Raw genomic sequence first — 18,014 nt, 5'->3', positions numbered from 1 at the left:
CCAAACTTTTATTTTTTCTAATATAATAGAAGAAACTCCAAAAAAGAGAATGGTGGGATATGTATGTTTCAAATAGAAAGAATGGTTGTACGCACTGCGAAAATGCAATTGAAAGCACCGTTTAAAAGTGGCATCGATATGATTCATGATAAGCCATTTTTAGTTGTCGAAGTACATACAACGAACGGGATTATTGGGTATGGTGAGGGGCTCGCATTTGAAAAGCCTTATTACACTGAAGAAACGATTGGGACGATGCAACATATAATTGGAGATGTACTTGCACCACTTGTATTACATCGTTCGCTAAAGCATCCACGCGATATTCATACACTTTTTGAACCGATTCGTCGTAATCAAATGGCAAAGTCAGCTGTAGAGACTGCTGTCTGGGATGCATATGCACAGCTTGTCGATCAACCACTTGCACAATTATTAGGCGGTACACAGCAAGCGATTGAAGTCGGCGTTGCCATTGGTTTACAGCAAGATGAAAACGCGATGATTGCTCGTATTCAGCATGCATTGGATGAAGGGTATAAACGCATTAAAGTAAAAATAAAGCCAGGCGAAGACATTGACCTTTTACGCATGATTCGTCGTCATTTTCCAACAATTGATTTAATGGCAGATGCTAATTCTACGTACACACTTAAGCAACTAGATCGTTTAAAAGCACTCGATGAATTTAATTTAGTGATGATTGAACAACCACTTGCATATGATGATCTTGTTGAACATGCGATTTTACAGCAACATATCACTACACCCATTTGCTTAGATGAAAGTATTTGTTCATTAGCAGATGCAAAGCGAGCTATACAATTAAAAAGTTGTAAAATTATAAATGTGAAGCTTGCGCGAGTTGGTGGTTTTACAGAAGCAATACGTATTCATGATTATTGTGAACAACATGACATTGGTGTGTGGTGTGGGGGAATGTTAGAGGCTGGAATAGGTCGTGCACATGCGATAGCAATTGCATCGCTACCAAACTTTATGTATGCATCTGATATTGCAGGTGCTAATCGCTACTGGTACGAAGATATTACAGTACCTGAAATTACAGCAAGCGGGGCGAAAATCAGTGTGCCAACAGTGGCAGGGCGTGGCTATGGGCTTAATCACGAGCACCTTGAGCGTATCACAATTGGCATAAATACATATGTATAATCTAAAAACGTACAAATAGCGCTGATTTGTACGTTTTTTAGAATTATTTTATTTGACAAAAATGTCAAATTAAAATGATTCTTAAATATTTTGAATTTGAAATTTTTTTCGCAGGTGATGAAGTCTTTTTGTTATCTACAATATGTTGATATTATTGTATTTTATACATGAAATATGTTAATGATTGGCTATTTTTTTCATTCTCAATTAGCGAGAACGGTTGAATGACTATAGAGAAAGGGTATATAATGAGTTTTACATGCAATGATAATCATTTTCATTGTGAAAAGAAAACAAAATAGAATAAATGAGGTTTACGAAATGAGACTATGGATGCTAATTGTAGCAGCTGTTATTTTGTCGTTTATCTCTCTGTTTGTAGGCGCAATTGATATTAGACCAAGTGACCTACTCGACTGGGATTCTGATAAGATGCAAATCTTTTTAGCCAGCCGTGTGCCACGACTAATGGCGATTATTTTAGCCGGCGCAGGTATGAGTATTGCGGGGTTAATTATGCAATCACTAAGCCGTAATAAATTCGTTTCACCTACAACAGCGGGGACATTAGATGCTGCGAAACTAGGGATTGTAATTTCGATGGTGTTCTTCACACAAGTAACGTATATGCAACAAGTTTTATTTGGTTTTGCATTCGCGTTAGCAGGAACATTTATCTTCATGCAATTACTTGACCGTATTAAGTTTAAAGATGTTATTTTTATTCCATTAATCGGGATTATGTTCGGGAATATTATTTCTGCAATTACAACATTCTTTGCTTATGAATCAGAAATTATGCAAAATGTGAGCGCCTTCTTCATGGGAAGCTTTACATTGGTCGTATCAGGTCGTTACGAACTACTATACGTAGCAGTACCAGCGATTATACTAGCATATATTTTTGCGAACAAATTTACTGTTGCAGGAATGGGTGAAGATTTTGCAAAGAACTTAGGACTTAGTTATAAAACCGTATTAAACATTGGTTTAGTACTTGTAGCCGTTATTTCAACAACTGTTGTTTTAACAGTAGGGGTTATTCCGTTCCTAGGGTTAATTATTCCAAACATCGTATCGTTATATTTAGGCGATAATTTACGTAAAACGATTCCACATACAATTGCACTTGGGGTTGTATTCCTACTAGCATGTGATATCTTCAGCCGCTTAATTGTTCACCCATATGAAATTCCGGTAAACACGACGGTTGCAGTAATCGGTAGTGCCATCTTCTTAGTGATGTTATTTAGGGGGAAAGCATATGCAAAGTAGTGTAAAACGAAAAAACCTCATTAAAATATTAGTATTAGTTGCTCTTGCTATGTTATCAATTGCAGGATTCTTATTTTATAACATTCAAGGTGGTTTTAGCTATGCGTTCCCAAAACGTGTTATTCGTGTCCTTGCAATGATTATTACGGGTGTAGCGATTGCGTACGCAACCGTTATGTTCCAAACTGTTACACGTAACCGTATTTTAACACCGTCGATTATCGGGGTTGACTCGATGTATGAAGTGGTACAAACGGTTATTTATTTCTTCTTAGGTTCGGCATCTATTTTTGTTGTAAGCCGTTACTTAAACTTCGGTGTATCGATTTTAGCGATGGTATTATTCGCGTTATTATTATACCGTTTCTTATTCCGTGCCGATAAATATCCAATCTACTTACTACTATTAGCTGGTATGGTTATTGGCACATTGCTCGGAAGTTTTGTGACGTTTTTACAAGTTATTATTGACCCAGTAGAATATTTAAGCCTACAAACACGTTTATTCGCGAGCTTTACGAACGTAAAAGCTGAACTTTTATATATTGCTGCGGCGATTTTAATTGTGTCCTTCATTTGGGGCGCAATGATGATGAAAGATTTAGACGTAATGGGCTTAGGTCGTGAAACAGCGATTAACTTAGGTGTAAACTATGATAAGCGTGTATTACAAGTATTAATTTTATCATCTATTTTATTAGCAACATCAACAGCTTTAGTTGGACCAATTACATTCTTAGGATTAATTGTCGCCAATTTAGCGTATCAATATTTAGTAACCTATAAGCATTCGATTTTAATTCTCGGTGCGAGTTTAATTAGTATTATTGCTCTTGTCGGTGGTCAATTCCTTGTATTACACGTATTTGATTTAAATACGACAATCAGTGTCATTATTAACTTTGTCGGTGGATTATACTTCATTTACTTATTACTAAAAGAAAGTAGGTCAGCAGGATGATTGAAATTAAAGGCCTGTCGAAGTTTTTTGCGAAAAAACCTGTTGTAGAAGATGTGTCAGTGACAATTCAACCTCGTACAATTACGTCATTTATTGGACCAAATGGTGCTGGTAAATCGACATTATTATCAATGGTAAGCCGCCTATTAGATTCAGATACTGGTGAGGTTTTATTAGATAGCAGCAACGTGAAGGGTATTAAATCACATGAATTTGCGAAACGTGTCGCAATTTTAAAGCAAGCGAACCACATTAATGTGCGTTTAACAATTCGTGAACTTGTCGCATTTGGACGTTATCCGTACTCAAAAGGTCGTTTAACACCAGAAGATGAAGTGAAAATTGATGAAGCGTTAGAATATATGAACTTAGCAGATATGCAGGATAAATATTTAGACGAATTATCAGGTGGTCAAAAGCAACGTGCGTTTATTTCAATGGTTATTGCGCAAGATACAGAATATATTTTATTAGACGAGCCATTAAATAACTTAGATATGAAACACTCTGTACAAATTATGAAAATTTTACGCCGTTTAGTAGACGAGTTAGGGAAAACGGTTATTATCGTACTGCATGATATTAACTTTGCATCTGTATATTCAGACCGTATCGTGGCGTTAAAAGATGGTCGTCTTATTAAAGATGGTCCAACAAATGAAATTATTAATTCAGAGGCATTACAAGAAGTTTATGACATGCACATCCCGGTCCAAGAACAAGACGGTTGTCGCATTTGTGTGTACTTTAACTCGCATTCATAGCATATCGTTCTACATGAATTGTAAAAGTTTTTTTAAAAGATGATTGACAATTGTAAAAGAATTCGTATAGAATTACGTTAGTTAAATGAAAACGATAATCACTATCATTTAAGATGGTGATGACAATCCAGGAGGAGACATTACAATGAAAAAATGGCGTTTTTTAACGACAACTGCAGCATTAACGTTAATGCTAGCTGCTTGTGGAGCTGAAGAAGAGGAAACAACAACTGCAGAGGATACAGAAGAAACAGCTGCAACAGAAACTTCAAACGAAGAGACTGCAACTGAAGAAACTTCTGCATTCCCAATGACTGTACAATCTTTATCAGCAGGTCGTGAAAATGAAGATGGAAGCTCACTTACTTTTGAAGATGTAACTTTAGAAGAAGAGCCTAAGCGTATTATCTCATTCGACTACGGTTTCTTAGATACACTTGATGCTTTAGGTGTTGAAGGTATTGTTGGTGTAGCTGCTAACGGCGGTACAGGCAACGTTCCTGCACACATTAGAGACAAGTACGCCCCATCTGATGATATTGCTGACGTTGGTTCTTTAAAAGAAATCAACTTCGAAGCAGTAGCAGCGGCTGAGCCAGATGTAATCTTCATCTCTGGTCGTCAAAGTGCTTTCTATGAAGAATTAAAAGAAATTACACCAAACGTAGTATTCATCGGTTCTGATAACTCTGATTACATCGCTGGCGTAAAAGAAACGGTTGACTTAGCTGCAACAATCTTCGGTAAAGAAGAAAAAGCAGAAGAGTTAAAAGCAACATTAGATGAGAAAGTGGCAGCAGTAAATGAAAAAGCTGGCGGTTACGAAAGCGCATTAGTAGCAATGTACAACGACAAGAAAATCTCTGGTTTCGACAACGGTGAAGATTCTCGTTTCGCATACGTTTACAATGACTTCGGTTTCACACCAGTAACAGAAGATATTGAAGCTTCTTCTCACGGTTCTGACTTCTCTTATGAGTCAATCCTTTCTGTTGACCCAGAAGTATTATTAGTAATCGACCGTACAGTTTCAGATGTTGAAGCTATCCAAGCAGACATCGAAAACGACATCATCAAACAAACTCGTGCTTACAAAGAAGGCAAAATTGTTTACCTTGATGGCGTAAACTGGTACTTCTCTTCAAACGGTATCACAACTGAAACACAAAAATTAGATGAAATCTTAAACGAATTAAAATAATTCGATGACAGCGACATGTCTCCCAAAGGAGACATGTCGCTTTTTCTAAAGGCGAATAAAAAATATATTTGTATAAATGCGTCGCACAATTATAAAAGAAGGTTATGCTGAAAAAATATTAGTGTTTTTAAAGTGAAGCTTGCCTGTGTTATTACATTTGAATGATAAAAGGCGAGTTGGAGATAAAAACTGAAAAACAGTGCTGTTCTCGCAGGAGTCGCCATTTTCACGCCACTCGCCAGCATATTATTTGATTCACAAATCATATAGAACTCACACTCCGTCAATACGAATGCAACCATTTCTCTATTTTCAACATTTACGCTATATCCAACATTCTTTTGGCTACACTACTTTTCGAAAGCATCATTTACCGCTATAATAATGGAAGTAAAAGGAAGGTAGGGGGACGTATGAAAACATGGCAATGGTGCACAGTGGTAGCTGGTTTGCTGTTGTTTACAGTGATTGCATTTACATATAACACGGACATGTTCCAAACAATTGATGCACGTGCTTCTCAAGCAATTGCCGGAAATGGCATCATTACGGCATTTCATTATTTAGGTGAAACGATTTTTGTACTTGTGTTAGCAGCTGTATTCATCGGCATTTGTATAGTGAAAAAGCGAAACGATTATGCGGTATTCACATTTGCAACAATTATCGGTGGTTATATTATTAACCAAGTGGTGAAGCGTATTTTCGAGCGTCCGCGTCCAGAAATTGCGGACCAGTTAACGAGTTTTAGCTTTCCATCAGGACATACGATGGCAAGCTTATGTTGGATATTAACAGCTGTTTATGTATTAAATGCACTTTATCGTCAAGCACGTGTGCATACGACAGTATGGATTGGCGCAACGGTATTATTTATGCTTGTTGGTATGTCTCGTGTAGCTGAAAGTCGTCATTTCTTCTCTGATGTACTGGCGGGCTGGGGATTAGCATTAGCATGGTTTATCTTTTGTGTTATCGTTTTACAGCGTTGGCAACAAACGAAGAACAAACAATCAGGACATAAAAAAAGGCATCTGGTATGACGACCAGATGTCTTTTTTTATATGGACATAATGAACACGATGTATTTATAAGCATACGTTTTAAACAGCGTTATATGGCTGCTGTACGCGTATACTTAAAATAGAGAATGGTTCACTATGAAGCACTCGTAATGTTCTCAGAAGCGATTGTAATGCGTTCTTGCAAGTGCTGACGGTTCTCAGCCTCATCAACTACTGCAACTGCAAAATCTGCATAGCTAACATAGCTATTTAACTGTGAGTTATAAAGAACATGGTCTTTCCCTTTTATATAATGCCCTGTTCGTGGGCCAGATGGGTCTAAAATTTCAGATGAGCTAATAAACGTCCAATTCACAGATGAACGATTTAAATCTTTTAAGTTTTGTAACTGGTTTAACGCAGTTGGTAAATAGATTTCTGGAAAATCTTCTTGTTCTAACAGGCGACGTGTTTTGTCTTTATCGACAAATAGATTTCCTGCACCTCCCACTGTAATGAGGTGAATCGGTGTGCCTTCTAATAGTTGAATTAAATGCTTACCTAAATCGACATATAGATGCTCTTCGCCTTGACCAGCGCCAAGTGCATTAATGACAGTATCTACACCTAATAAATCATGTGCTGTAATCTCTAATAGTTGTCTTTCTAACACTTCAACGTCAACATCAGTTGGTAGTTTAGCTGCGTTTCGTACAATGGCTACAACGTCGTGTTTACGCATTAATGCTTCACGTAGTACATGTTTGCCGACACGTCCTGTAGCACCGATAATTGCGATTTTCATAGTAAATCTCCCCTTTACGTGTGAAGTTACTTTTATATTATAACGATTAATGACGAAAAAATCGAATAAACGACGTTAAAAATGTTATTTTGAAGTGAAAATCATACTTTTAGCGTATAGGGGATTATACCGTCATAATGCCTGTAAAATGGAAAAAGAGCGTGTCCTTTATGAAAAAGGATACGCTCTTTTACTTATACAGTTGCAATTGTCGTAACTTGAATGCCTTGTTCGTCCGCTTTCGTTAAGACGATACGGTGGTGTGGGAAACACTCTTCCATTTTCGCGACAAAGCTATCTTCAATTGTCGATGGAATAATCGAAATCATTGTTGGACCTGCACCACTTAGTGCCGTTCCATATGCACCTGCTTGTTTAGCCGCGATACGAATGTCTTCGTAGTTTACGACAAGTTGTGCGCGGAATGGCTCATGGAAGCGGTCTTGTTCCATATAATGACCAACACGTTTGAAATCACGTGCCATTAATGCAGCAGCGAGCATATTTGCATTGGCACTCGCTTCAACGGCGTACGTACGTGAAAAATTATCTGGTAATACACCGCGTGCTTCAGATGTTTTTAGCTCGACATTCGGAATAAATACGACAAATGAAGCATCAACATTATTCACATGAAATGTATCAACAATGCCATTTGCATCCATTGCAGAAATCGTTAAGCCACCGAGAACAGAAGCTGTTGCATTGTCAGGGTGACCTTCAATTTGTGAAGACAGGTTGAGGCGGTCTTGCGTCGTTAATTGCAAATCGCATAATAAATTCGCAACTTCAATTCCAGCAACAATTGCGGCAGCACTGCTACCAAGACCACGTGCAAATGGTAACTCCGATGTCATTTCTAGCTTACAACCAGGCAACTCTTTGCCATATTGTTCAGCAATTTGTTTCGCGATACAGTAAATTAAATGTTCTTTAATGATGAATTGTTGTGGTAATTGCTCAGATAAATGGATAATTTCCCATGTATCTTGTGGCGTTACCGTTAGTTCTAAATAGAGGGAAAGACCAAGCCCGATTGAATCGAAGCCTGGCCCTAAGTTTGCTGTACTTCCAGGTACAACAATACGCCATGTCATTATAGTGTGCCCTCAATATATGTGCGGATTTCATCTTCATCATTTTTTAGTGATACTAAATCTACTGTTGAAACATTCATTGCTGTATCTGGGTCTTTTAAGCCGTTACCAGTGAATACTGTAACTACTTTGCTGCCTTGTGGAATTTTGCCGCTTTCCACTGATTTAATGACACCTGCTAATGATGCAGCAGAACCTGGCTCGACGAAAATGCCTTCTGTTCCGGCAATTAGCTGATAAGCTGCTAAAATTTCTTCATCTGTCACAGCGTCGATAATGCCGCCAGACTCGTCACGTGCTGCTTCTGCTAATGACCAGCTTGCCGGGTTACCGATGCGAATTGCTGTTGCGACTGTTTCAGGGTTTGCAATTGGTGCGCCTTGCACGATTGCCGCAGCACCTTCTGCTTCAAAGCCAAACATTTTCGGTAAGCCTGTTTGTTTTGCTTCATTGTATTCTTTGAAACCTTTCCAGTAAGCCGAGATATTGCCGGCGTTACCAACAGGAATACATAAGTAGTCAGGTGCAGCACCTAAGCTATCGACGATTTCGAATGCTGCTGTTTTCTGACCTTCTAAACGATAAGGATTTACTGAATTTACAAGTGCAACAGGTGTTGTTTCAGAAACGCGACGTACGATGTTTAAAGCATCGTCAAAGTTCCCATCAATTTCGATAATTTTCGCGCCGTACATGCATGCTTGTGCAAGTTTACCAAGTGCTACTTTACCTTTCGGGATAACAACGATTGAGCTAATGCCGGCACGTGTTGCATAAGCAGCAGCTGCTGCAGATGTGTTACCAGTAGATGCGCAAATTACGCATTTCGCACCGTCTTCAATTGCTTTTGCTACTGCAAATACCATACCGCGGTCTTTAAATGAGCCGGTCGGGTTTGCACCTTCTACTTTACCGTAAAGCTCGATGCCAAGCTTTTTTGACAAGTTGACTAAATGTACTAAAGGTGTGTTACCTTCATTTAATGTTAACGCTGGTGTATTTTCAGTAACAGGTAAGTATTGTTTATATTCTTCGATTAAACCTTTCCACATAACGGTATTAACTCCTTTGTTGTTCATATGACGAGAACAGTTGTTTTTGTATAAAAGACATTCTAACGTAAAAATGCCAGTCATTCAATAGAATTTGTGAAATTGTCAAAACAATGAAACATATTTCGTACTCGTTTAAAATTGGAAGCGTTTTATATAGGAATGAAGCCAAACACGCGCATAATTTTTCATTGCTATTTTGCACGAATACGTTTATATTTACTGTGTATTCAAGTGTAAAGACAGGTGGAGATAAAAATGACAACAATAAAGGAAACGACAGCAACACAACCAATATCGCGTAATAAACTATTGGGCGTTGCGGGTGTTGGCTGGATGTTCGACGCAATGGACGTTGGGATTTTATCGTTTGTAATTGCGGCATTGGCGGTTGATTGGGGGTTAAATTCCCAGCAGATGGGCTGGATTGGTAGTGTAAACTCAATCGGTATGGCAGTTGGTGCAGTCGTATTTGGCTTATTAGCTGATAAAATAGGGCGCAAAAAAATATTTATGTGGACGCTCGTGTTGTTCTCGGTCGCGAGTGGCTTATCCGCTTTAACCACAACATTAGCGGTCTTTTTAATACTACGCTTCTTTGTCGGTATGGGATTAGGCGGAGAGTTACCGGTTGCATCTACGCTCGTATCTGAAAGTGTAGAGGCAAAAGAGCGTGGGCGTGTCGTTGTCTTACTAGAAAGCTTTTGGGCAGCCGGTTGGTTAATTGGTGCACTTATTGCGTATTTTGTTATTCCTGATTATGGGTGGAGAGTGGCATTATTATTAACCGCTTTACCAGCGTTTTATGCATTGTACATTCGTATGAAGCTACCTGATTCACCGCAATTTGTTGCAAAGGCTTCAGCAAAAAAACGTACAGTCTGGCAAAATATGCGTGATTTATTGGCAAAACCGTACCGTAAACAAACGCTTGTATTATGGGTGTTATGGTTCTCAGTTGTATTTTCTTATTACGGTATGTTCCTTTGGTTACCGAGTGTGATGACGGGGAAAGGCTTTGATTTAATTACAAGTTTTAAGTACGTATTGATTATGACATTAGCGCAATTACCAGGATACTTTACAGCCGCATGGTTTATTGAAAAATTCGGCCGTAAATTTGTCCTTGTCACGTATTTAATCGGAACGGCAGCAAGTGCACTTGTATTTGGGAATGCAGAAAGTGTTGCGATGTTAATCGGTGCAGGTATGGCACTATCATTCTTTAACTTAGGTGCATGGGGCGCGCTTTATGCGTACACACCGGAGCAATATCCAGCAGTAAATCGCGGTACAGGAGCAGGTATTGCAGCGGGGGTTGGTCGAATTGGTGGAATTTTTGGTCCGCTGTTAGTCGGTTCGATGTTAACAAGTGGCTACGATATTAGTACGATTTTTGCGATTTTTTGCGGTGCTATTTTAATTGGTGCAGCCGCTGTTCTATTCTTTGGTAAAGAAACGAAGCAAACAGAGTTGCAATAACATTTCTGTAAAACCAGTCGACAGGTAAGATGTCTGGCTGGTTTTTTATAGCAGTAATGTCAGCTTACATTCACCCTATTTTCGCTTCTTTTATTCGAAATTCGGAATGATTAGATGTGACGGTATAGGCAATGTGACAAAAAAGTTCGTTTGAAAATTGCTACGTAATTACGAAATATAGAACGTTATGTCGTAAAAGCGCTCATTAATTTAGCGAACTAAAGTTTTTTCTGAAAAGTCATTGTTTTCAAACTATAAAAATGTTAATGTAACTAATACTACGTACATCGTGACGTAATAAAAAGAAGCAAGCTACTTTGTATACATTAATCATCCGTATAGCTTGTTCTTTTTGCAGCAATCGTATTTGGCGCAAGTATTGAGGAACAGCTAAAAGGCTCATCCGAAGCTGTCCCTATTAAAAAATGTATTGAATTTTAGATGTGTGGCTACGTCGAAACGCAATAGCATTTGATGATTAATTATATAAAGGAAGGTTGTTTGGCATGACGATTTATGAAGAAATTAAAAAACGTTTCCATCGTTTATCAAAAGGGCAACGCAAAGTAGCACAGTTTATTATAGACAATCCTCGCACCGTATCATTACATGTGGCAGCAGAGGTAGGTCGTCAAGCAGGCGTTAGTGAATCAACGGTTATTCGTTTTTGTTACGCGATGGATTTAGCAGGCTATACAGAATTACAAACGATGATGAAAGAATATATATTACAAACAGAACCAACAAAATCACGTGCATACGGCAGTAATGCGAAAGTGAAAAGCATTCAAAAAAATGCGAGTAGCTTGATGAATGAAGATGCCAAGTTAATAACAGATACCATTCAATTAATTGATGATGAACAGTTAGCAATGGCAGCGAAATCTGTAGATGAAGCCCAGCATATTTATGTGTTAGCAACTGTAGCGACTGCGCCAATTGCACATTGGTTTATCGGCACACTTGAGCAATTACATCCATCCGTTACGTTACTACACGACTCTCATACATATGCGCAGAGTGTGCAGGAGTTTGGACCGAATAGTGTATTAGTCGTATTAGCATTAGATAAGCAAGCGACGGAATGTACAAAGTTAAGTGAAAGTGCACAGCGTAAAGGGGTAGAGGTGATTACAATTGCAGATACGGCATTGTCACCATTACGTACACATTCTTCTTACTTATTCGCGATGGGGACGAAGCAAAAATCTATTTTAAATATGACGCCAGTTGTGATGTCATTTTTACATACATTATTACAATGTACGATTGCACAAAACCGTCGTAAATATGAACAGTATCAAAAAGAAGGCGTTCAAGAAGGTAAACCGGAGTTACGGTTAGTAACGACATTCCAATAAAAAACTTCCGTCGCACCTTTTGGTGGACGGAAGTTTTTTATTATTACGATAAGCACTATTTAAAACGTGGAAAGTGTTGTTGCGTTTCCTCTATTTTATGCGTGCTGTAGCCATTTACTCATGAAAATTTCATCAACAAATGTATCGTTTAGTTGAATCGCTTGTGTTCGTGTACCTTCTTCGTTGTAGGCCATTTTATCACAAAATGCACGAGCAACGTCATTATTTGCAAAGACAGTACATTCAAGACGAGTAATGTGGCGATCTAGTGCCCATTTTTCAGCTGCTTGAGCGAGTGCCGTTGCAACACCTTGGCGTTGGAAGTTTTGTTTTACACCGAATTCTACTGTCGCAATGTGACTTCGGCGGCTTGCTTCATTTCCAGTAAGACTTAAGAAACCAGCAAATTCACCATTGAAAATACAAAGTAATACAGTACTGTTTTTTGTTTTGCGCCATTCACCCATCATTTTACGAATGCCTTGCACTGTTAATTGGCGAGTGCCTGCTTCGTATGGTAGGTAATCGGTTTCAGAATAAATTTCTTCTAGTAAATTGATATAAGGTCGAGCATCTTCTGTTTCAATCGAACGAATGACAAAGGCATTGGCTCCTTTTCCGTCTTCCGTTTCATTATGTTCAACAGGATTTAGGCGTGAGAATGTAATCGCACTTCCTAACTTTACATCAATTACGTGATAATCTGCGTTTGTCCACGCTAAGAAATGTGTTAACGGTGGCTTTGTTTTCTTCCACCAGCTCATATTTAAATAGGCTGCATTTGGCAGTGCTTGCCCCATAATATTTTCAAGTGCTTCAAAAGTTAATATAATTTCATTTTGCGTTGCAGATTGGAAGAAAGTAGCTAAAGGAATGTACTTTTTCTCCATCTTTTTTGACATGTTATTCATCTTCTCCTTACTGATAATACACACGATGATTATAATATCATATTTGTAGCATGGAACAAAACGTTTATAACTCCAGAAACACTAAATAATCCTTGAAAATTTGGCTAAAAAATGACAAGCGCATTCATTTATTTTCAAAAAGATATGAACTTTCTTTAATTGAATGATGAACTACGTTTCTCTTCATCAGTTATGGTAAAATAAAAGCGATATTCATTCATATAGTAGGAGGCTTATTAACATATGAGCAAAGTTATTATTTTTGGGCATCAAAACCCAGATACAGACACAATTACATCTGCATTAGTATATGCACATTTAAAACAACAATTAGGCGTTGACGCTGAAGCGGTACGTCTAGGGGAAGTGAACAACGAAACTGCATATGCACTTGAAAAATTCGGCTTTGAAGCACCTCGTTTCATCGAAGGTGTAGAAGCGGGTACTGACGTAATTTTAGTAGACCATAACGAATTCCAACAATCAGCAGCAGGTATTGAGGCAGCACGTATTTTAGAAGTAATCGACCACCACCGTGTCGATAACTTCCAAACAGCGGATCCACTATACTTCCGTGCAGAGCCAGTTGGATGTACAGCAACGATTTTAAACAAATTGTTTAAAGAAAATGGTGTAGAAGTTCCTGCAAACATCGCAGGCTTAATGCTTTCTGCTATCATTTCAGATACATTATTATTCAAATCACCAACTTGCACACCACAAGACGTAGCAGCAGGTGAAGAGTTAGCGAAAATCGCTGGCGTTGACGCAGCAGACTACGGTTTAGCGATGCTTAAAGCGGGTGCTGATCTTTCTGATAAATCATTAGAAGATTTATTATCATTAGATGCAAAAGGCTTTGAGTTTGGTGCATACAAAGCAACAGTAGCACAAGTAAATGCAGTTGATATTGAAGATGTATTAGGTCGCCAAGAAGAGCTTGTAAACTTATTAAATAAAAATGTTGCAGATAACGGCTTAGATTTATTCTTCTTCGTTGTAACAGATATTTTAAATAATGATTCAACAGCAGTAGCAGCTGGTCAAGTGGCAGAAGCAGCGGCGAAAGCATTCGGTGCAGACATCGTAAATGGACGCATTACATTACCAGGCGTTGTATCACGTAAAAAGCAAATCGTACCTGTATTAACAGACGGTTTAAAATAAGTAACGGACGCATCGACCTACATTTTGTAGGTCGATGTTTTTTTGAAATAACGCAACAAAATTAGTAAATATTAAAGAAGTCGTTTAATGGATAGAGATTCAGCCAAAAGTCTGAGAACTTTTTAATAGATTTTTTCGTGAAATCATATTATGATATATCTTGTATCTCGAAGTTGAGATAAATGATGTGGAAATATTTCCATTTGAAAATATTAAAATAAGTTAAAAATTTCATTTAACAATAGAGGAGCAACTATCATTATGACAAACGTATTAGTAGTAAAAGCAAACAACCGCCCAGATGGCGTATCAACATCAATGTACAACACATTTATTGAAGAAGCAGCAAAAGTAGAAGGTTTAAACCTTTCAACATTTGACGTATTTGAAGAAAACTTAGAGTACTTCGGTCAAGAGTTATTCAACGCATTCGGTAAAGCGCAAGCTGGCGAAGAATTAACAACACGTGAAGCACGTTCATTAGAAGCATTCAACAAATCACGTGAAGCATTAACGGCAGCTGATTTAGTTGTATTTGCATTCCCATTATGGAACATGACGATTCCTGCAGCATTACAATCATTCATTGATTACACTTACGGTGCAGGTTACTCATTCAAATATAACGAGCAAGGTCAATTAGTAAGCTTAATGACTGACAAAAAATACATCGTGTTAAATGCACGTGGTGGCATCTACTCAACACCAGAAACAGCACCAATGGATATGTCTGCAAACTACATTAACGCAGTAATTGGTGGCGTTTATGGTATGGAAAAAGTAGGCGAAGTAATTATCGAAGGTCACGCTTCATCTCAAAATGATGCACCAGCAATCATTGCTGCGGGCTTAGAGCAAGTAAAACAATTAGCACAAGGTTTAGCTGTAAAGGCATAATAAATTTTTTTTACGGAAGGGCGAAATTTTCGTCCTTCTTTTTTATGCGCGTATATGTATTTTTATTCGTATTTATGTGTAAGATGTAATTTATTGTATGGTATCGATACCACATGTTGATATTACGGCGATTGTATGCGAAATAGGGTGCTTTATAAAAGGATGGATGTTTGAAGTCATACCTCTTTAGCGTATTCTTCTTACTTGTTTGAAGTGTTAAACATTTTTAAAAATATGTTTTTAATGGCTATTTTCATGATTTGACGAAATGCCGCATTATGAATATCATTTGAATAAACATACATATTTTGAGGGAGAGATAACCGTTATGCGTAACAAGTTATTAACAGGTGTATTAGCATCAGCAATCGTAGCAACTGGCTTTGGCGCAGCAGCCCCACAAGCAGATGCAGCAGCAAATTCTGTCACACGTGGAGATTATGTAAAGGAATTAATCACACAATTAGGTGTAGAGCTTGGTGATGGTTCAACAATTACATTTAAAGATGTACCAGCAGACTTAGCGCCTTATGTTGAAAAAGCGGTACAATTGAATTTAATTAAAGGTAAATCAGCAACAGAATTTGCACCGAACGACGAACTAACACGTTTACATGCATTTGTCATTGCAGCGCGTGGTTTATCTCAAGAAAATGCAGCGATTTCGACATTAGACCGATTTAAAGATAGCAAACATATCCACGCTTCTCACAAGCAAGATATGGCAAATGCCGCGGCTTTAAAAATTTTACAAGGCTTTGAAGATGGCACAATTCGTCATGCAGCACTTGTAACAGAAGGGCAAATGAAGAAAATCGCAGACCGTTTCGCATCACAATACGTTGTACCTGAAACGAATGAAGATATCGTAAACTTACGTATTTTAGGTACGTCAGATATTCATACAAACTTAGCGAACTACAGTTATTATGCAGATGCTGAAGATAACACAATCGGCTTAGCAAATACAGCGACATTAATTAAAGAAGCGCGCGAAGAAAACCCAAATAGCTTATTATTTGATAACGGTGACCTCATTCAAGGAACACCACTAGGTTCTTATGTAGCACTTAAGAAAACATTAGCACCAGGTGAAACACACCCAGCAGTAGCAGCATTAAACACATTAGGTTATGATGCCGCGACATTAGGAAACCATGAATTTAACTACGGCTTACCATATTTAGATGAAGTAATGAACGATGCGGACTTCTCATGGATTAATGCCAATGTACGTGACGCAGCAACAGGCGAGTACTACTTTGATGCGTACAAAATTATCGAGCAAATAGTGGTTGATGAAGATGGTGAAGAACATACAGTAAAAGTAGGGGTTACAGGTATTGTGCCACCACAAATTCTTGGCTGGGATGCCTTACACTTAACGGGTAAAGTAACAGTAGACCAACCACTTGATGCACTTGAAGCTGTAATTCCTCAAATGGAAGAAGCGGGTGCAGATGTCGTTGTTGTATTAGCACACTCAGGTATCGGTGACGATGAGTACGTAGAAGGTATTGAAAACGTTGGTTACCAAATTGCTGAAATGGACGGCGTAGATGCGTTAATTACGGGACATGCACATGCAACATTCCCAGGTGATTATGCAGACCTTGAAAAAGTGGATAGCGATAAAGGCACAATTGATGGTACACCAACAGTCATGCCAGGTGCTTACGGTGCGTATTTAGGTGTTATTGACCTAGAACTTGAAAAAGTAGAAGGTGAATGGCTAGTAAATGATGGTACAGGTGAGATTCGCTCGATTACAAAAGAAGGTTTAGAAGCGGACCAAGAAGTATTAGATGCAGTGAAAGAAGCGCATGAAGGAACAATTGATTACATTCGTGAGCCAGTAGGTGAAACGAAGTCACCAATTAACTCGTACTTCGCACTTGTACAAGATGCATCAGCAATCGAAATTATTACAGCGGCACAAACAGCATTCGTACAAAAGCAAATTGCGGGTACACCAGATGCAGAGCTACCAATTTTATCAGCAGGTGCACCGTTTAAGGCAGGTTCTCGTGACAATGCCGCGGATTATACAAATATCGCAGCAGGTCCATTAGCGATTAAAAACTTAGCGGACATTTACCACTTCGATAACACAGTTGCAACGGTAAAAGTAACAGGTGCAGATGTGATTGAATGGTTAGAGATGGCAGCAGGCGTATTTGCGACAATTGACCCGAACTCAACAGAAGAGCAAAATATCGTGGATGTAGAAGCTCGTTCTTACAACTTTGACGTATTAGATGGCGTTACATATGAAATCGATGTAACATCACCGATGAAATATGACCGTCGTGGTAATGTTGTAAATGAAGATGCGAACCGTATTAAAAATGTACAGTTTGAAGGGCAACCAATCGACTTAGAGAAAGAATTTATGATTGTTGTCAATAACTATCGTGTTGGTGGTTCATACGGCGCGAACTTTGTGAATGCAGATGGTTCTAACTTAACAACATATGCATATGAGAACCGTGAAGCAATCGTAGACTACATTATTGAAAAAGGTTCGATTGATGTAGCACCAGATAATAACTGGACATTTGCACCATTCCCAGAAAATACAAAAATTATTTATCGCACAGCAGATGTAGCGAAAAACTACATCCCTGAAGGTTCAAACATTGAATATTTAGGTGAAGATGTAAATGGCTTCGGTAAATTCTTATTAAAATAGTAATGTAATATAGAGACTGGGACAGAAAGAAATATCCTTCAGCAACGATAACTGCTGAAGGATATTTTTGTGCTTTTGGTGCTACGCCACATAGCGAACGCATTTCGCAGGCAAGGCAGATGTCCCTCTATTAAAAGCTCATGCTCCTGCGGTACCTCGTCGCAGAAAAACA

At 38.4% G+C, this 18,014-nt stretch carries 15 protein-coding genes; 11 read left to right on the top strand and 4 right to left on the bottom strand.

Annotated features, from left to right (window positions below; translation table 11 throughout):
* The first annotated feature begins 63 nt into the window (after positions 1 to 63).
* The 6 genes from menC (at position 64) to A6M13_RS11485 (ending at position 6,417) form a co-directional block, all read left to right on the top strand.
* Positions 64 to 1,173: an o-succinylbenzoate synthase gene (gene menC / locus A6M13_RS11510; protein ID WP_066546398.1), complete on the top strand. Its 1,110-nt coding sequence runs from the start codon at positions 64 to 66 to the stop codon at positions 1,171 to 1,173.
* A gap of 321 nt (positions 1,174 to 1,494) precedes the next feature.
* The gene (locus tag A6M13_RS11505; RefSeq protein ID WP_066546396.1) at positions 1,495 to 2,448 is read left to right on the top strand and encodes an ABC transporter permease; all 954 of its coding nucleotides are present in this window, start codon (positions 1,495 to 1,497) and stop codon (positions 2,446 to 2,448) included.
* Positions 2,449 to 2,497: 49 nt separating this feature from the next.
* A complete protein-coding gene (locus A6M13_RS11500; protein WP_425393921.1) occupies positions 2,498 to 3,409 on the top strand; it encodes an iron chelate uptake ABC transporter family permease subunit in 912 nt (303 codons plus the stop codon).
* Positions 3,406 to 4,173 (top strand): iron ABC transporter ATP-binding protein, encoded by a 768-nt coding sequence (locus A6M13_RS11495; RefSeq protein WP_066546391.1) that lies wholly within the window; start codon positions 3,406 to 3,408, stop codon positions 4,171 to 4,173. Before A6M13_RS11500 ends, A6M13_RS11495 begins: the two co-directional genes overlap by 4 nt.
* Positions 4,174 to 4,318: 145 nt before the next feature.
* Positions 4,319 to 5,374: a siderophore ABC transporter substrate-binding protein gene (locus A6M13_RS11490; protein ID WP_066546389.1), complete on the top strand. Its 1,056-nt coding sequence runs from the start codon at positions 4,319 to 4,321 to the stop codon at positions 5,372 to 5,374.
* 413 nt (positions 5,375 to 5,787) lie between these two features.
* Positions 5,788 to 6,417, top strand: coding sequence for a phosphatase PAP2 family protein (locus tag A6M13_RS11485; protein ID WP_066546387.1), 630 nt, complete (start codon positions 5,788 to 5,790; stop codon positions 6,415 to 6,417).
* A gap of 115 nt (positions 6,418 to 6,532) precedes the next feature.
* On the opposite strand, the gene A6M13_RS11480 is transcribed toward A6M13_RS11485, so the two are convergent.
* The 3 genes from A6M13_RS11480 to thrC form a co-directional block, all read right to left on the bottom strand.
* A complete protein-coding gene (locus tag A6M13_RS11480; RefSeq protein ID WP_066546384.1) occupies positions 6,533 to 7,183 on the bottom strand; it encodes an NAD(P)-dependent oxidoreductase in 651 nt (216 codons plus the stop codon).
* A gap of 194 nt (positions 7,184 to 7,377) precedes the next feature.
* The gene (gene thrB / locus A6M13_RS11475) at positions 7,378 to 8,280 is read right to left on the bottom strand and encodes a homoserine kinase (protein ID WP_066546382.1); all 903 of its coding nucleotides are present in this window, start codon (positions 8,278 to 8,280) and stop codon (positions 7,378 to 7,380) included.
* Positions 8,280 to 9,332 carry a threonine synthase gene (thrC, locus tag A6M13_RS11470; protein ID WP_066546380.1) on the bottom strand — a complete coding sequence of 351 codons (1,053 nt, stop codon included), beginning with the start codon at positions 9,330 to 9,332 and terminating at the stop codon, positions 8,280 to 8,282. The genes thrB and thrC overlap by 1 nt, the downstream gene beginning before the upstream one ends.
* A gap of 258 nt (positions 9,333 to 9,590) precedes the next feature.
* Here thrC and A6M13_RS11465 point away from each other — a divergent pair, with 258 nt between their 5' ends.
* Both A6M13_RS11465 and A6M13_RS11460 read left to right on the top strand, forming a co-directional pair.
* The gene (locus tag A6M13_RS11465) at positions 9,591 to 10,814 is read left to right on the top strand and encodes an MFS transporter (RefSeq protein ID WP_066546378.1); all 1,224 of its coding nucleotides are present in this window, start codon (positions 9,591 to 9,593) and stop codon (positions 10,812 to 10,814) included.
* Positions 10,815 to 11,320: 506 nt separating this feature from the next.
* Entirely contained in the window at positions 11,321 to 12,175 is an 855-nt protein-coding gene (locus A6M13_RS11460; RefSeq protein ID WP_066546376.1) for a MurR/RpiR family transcriptional regulator, read from the top strand.
* Positions 12,176 to 12,270: 95 nt separating this feature from the next.
* Here A6M13_RS11460 and A6M13_RS11455 read toward each other — a convergent pair whose 3' ends face one another.
* Positions 12,271 to 13,077 carry a GNAT family N-acetyltransferase gene (locus tag A6M13_RS11455; RefSeq protein ID WP_245669309.1) on the bottom strand — a complete coding sequence of 269 codons (807 nt, stop codon included), beginning with the start codon at positions 13,075 to 13,077 and terminating at the stop codon, positions 12,271 to 12,273.
* Positions 13,078 to 13,329: 252 nt separating this feature from the next.
* On the opposite strand from A6M13_RS11455, the gene A6M13_RS11450 reads away from it, so the two are divergent.
* From A6M13_RS11450 to A6M13_RS11440, 3 genes are all read left to right on the top strand, one after another.
* A complete protein-coding gene (locus A6M13_RS11450) occupies positions 13,330 to 14,253 on the top strand; it encodes a manganese-dependent inorganic pyrophosphatase (protein WP_066546366.1) in 924 nt (307 codons plus the stop codon).
* A 261-nt stretch (positions 14,254 to 14,514) separates the two neighbouring features.
* Positions 14,515 to 15,150, top strand: a complete 636-nt coding sequence (locus A6M13_RS11445; protein WP_066546362.1) for an NAD(P)H-dependent oxidoreductase — start codon at positions 14,515 to 14,517, stop codon at positions 15,148 to 15,150.
* 328 nt (positions 15,151 to 15,478) lie between these two features.
* The gene (locus A6M13_RS11440; protein WP_066546359.1) at positions 15,479 to 17,842 is read left to right on the top strand and encodes a bifunctional 2',3'-cyclic-nucleotide 2'-phosphodiesterase/3'-nucleotidase; all 2,364 of its coding nucleotides are present in this window, start codon (positions 15,479 to 15,481) and stop codon (positions 17,840 to 17,842) included.
* Positions 17,843 to 18,014 lie beyond the last annotated feature (172 nt).

Source organism: Caryophanon tenue (assembly GCF_001700315.1).
GTDB lineage: Bacteria > Bacillota > Bacilli > Bacillales_A > Planococcaceae > Caryophanon > Caryophanon tenue.
This window is presented reverse-complemented; position numbering and strand designations above follow the sequence as displayed.